The following is a 1,536-nucleotide window of genomic DNA, read 5'->3' on the forward strand; positions in this document are numbered from 1 at the left end:
GTTCATCGACGAGGCGGGCCAGGCGGCGYSSYAGRTGGCGGCGGGCGCGCTGTGGCGTACCCGCAGGGCTGTGGTGGTCGGGGACCCGAAGCAGCTGGAGCCCGTTGTCGTCCTGCCCTACACGGCGCAGCAGCGGTTGCGCGCCCACCATGGCGCAGCACAGACCTGGGTTCCGACCGGCACCTCCGTTCAGCAGCTCGCGGACCGCACCAACAGGTGGGGGACGAGCCTCCCCGACGACACCGGGGACGGCGGCGAACTCTGGGTCGGCGCCCCTCTGCGCGTCCACCGCCGGTGCGACGACCCGATGTTCACCGTCAGCAACGAGATCGCGTACGACGGCATGATGGTCGACGGGGTCAGCGAGCAGGGGCGCGGGGACTTCCCCGCGGCGCAGCGCAGCGTGTGGTGGGACATCAGGGCGACCGAGGCCCAAGGGCACTGGGTGCCGGAGGAGGGGCGCGCGCTCCTGCGGTCGGTGGAACTGCTCCAGGAGCGGGGTCTGGAGGAGGACGAGCTGTTCGTCCTGAGCCCGTTCCGCACGGTCGCCCAGGAAGCGACCAGGGTGCTGGCGGGCCGGGTGGCTCCGCGACGCATCGGCACCGTGCACACCGCGCAGGGCAAGGAGTCCGATGTCGTGATCCTCGTCCTCGGCACGGGTCCGGACGCCGAGGGCAGCCGCGCGTGGGCCGCGGGCCGGGCCAACCTGCTGAACGTCGCGGTGAGCCGCGCCAGGCGCCGCCTGATCGTTCTCGGTAACCGGGAGGCCTGGCGCGGTCAGCAGTACTTCCGGACCCTGGCCCGGGTCATGGAGTAGCGCCCTCGCTCCCTCGCGCCTCGCTCCCTCGCGCCTCGCTCCCTCGCGCCGCGATCCCTCGCGCCGCGATCCCTCGCGCCGCGATCCCTCGCGCCGCGATCCCTCGCGCCTCGGTCCCTCGCGCCGCGCGTCCTACCGGGTCGCGGCCGAAGACCCAGGGGGCGAGGACGACCTGCCAGCCGTCCGGGTCCTCGAAGACGGTGGCGCCGTGCGCGGGCCAGTACGGGTTGGTGGCGGGGACGGGATGGTGGCCGCGGGAGGCGAGGTGCGCCGTCGCGCGGTCGTGGGCCGCCGGGTCCTCCAGGTAGAAGACCAACTGGTTCTCCGGATGCGGCTCGGGGATGCGGGGCGGGGCGCCGTGCTGGGTGAGCTCCAGGTGGACGGGGGTGCCGGGAAGGCCGAGGACGAGGCCGTCGTAGCCCGCGTGGTCGCGCCACTCGGCGAGGACGGGCAGTCCGAGGTCGTCGACGTAGAAGGCCCGTACGGCGTCGAATCGCGCGGTCGGTCGGGCGAACCTGACCGCGCCGACGGCCAGATGCTCCGGCCAGCGGTGGTGGGGTGGGCTGCTCATGCGCTCACGGTGACAGGTGCGGTGGGCGGAGGCCTCCGTCCACCGCACCTGTCACCGTGAGCGCATGAGCAGCCCACCCCACCACCGCTGGCCGGAGCATCTGGCCGTCGGCGCGGTCAGGTTCGCCCGACCGACCGCGCGATTCGAC

General features: G+C 73.8%; 2 protein-coding genes. One reads left to right on the forward strand and one right to left on the reverse strand.

Going from position 1 to position 1,536, the window contains the following annotated elements:
* On the forward strand, positions 1-817 hold an 817-nt coding region (locus tag AB8Z75_RS34580), incomplete at its 5' end, for a DEAD/DEAH box helicase (RefSeq protein WP_369209051.1).
* Here AB8Z75_RS34580 and AB8Z75_RS34585 read toward each other — a convergent pair.
* A complete protein-coding gene (locus tag AB8Z75_RS34585) occupies positions 807-1,388 on the reverse strand; it encodes a VOC family protein (protein ID WP_369209053.1) in 582 nt (193 codons plus the stop codon). The genes AB8Z75_RS34580 and AB8Z75_RS34585 overlap by 11 nt on opposite strands.
* Between the last annotated feature and the right edge of the window lie 148 nt (positions 1,389-1,536).

This window comes from Streptomyces sp. PU-14G, assembly GCF_041028275.1.
Classification (GTDB): Bacteria; Actinomycetota; Actinomycetes; order Streptomycetales; family Streptomycetaceae; genus Streptomyces.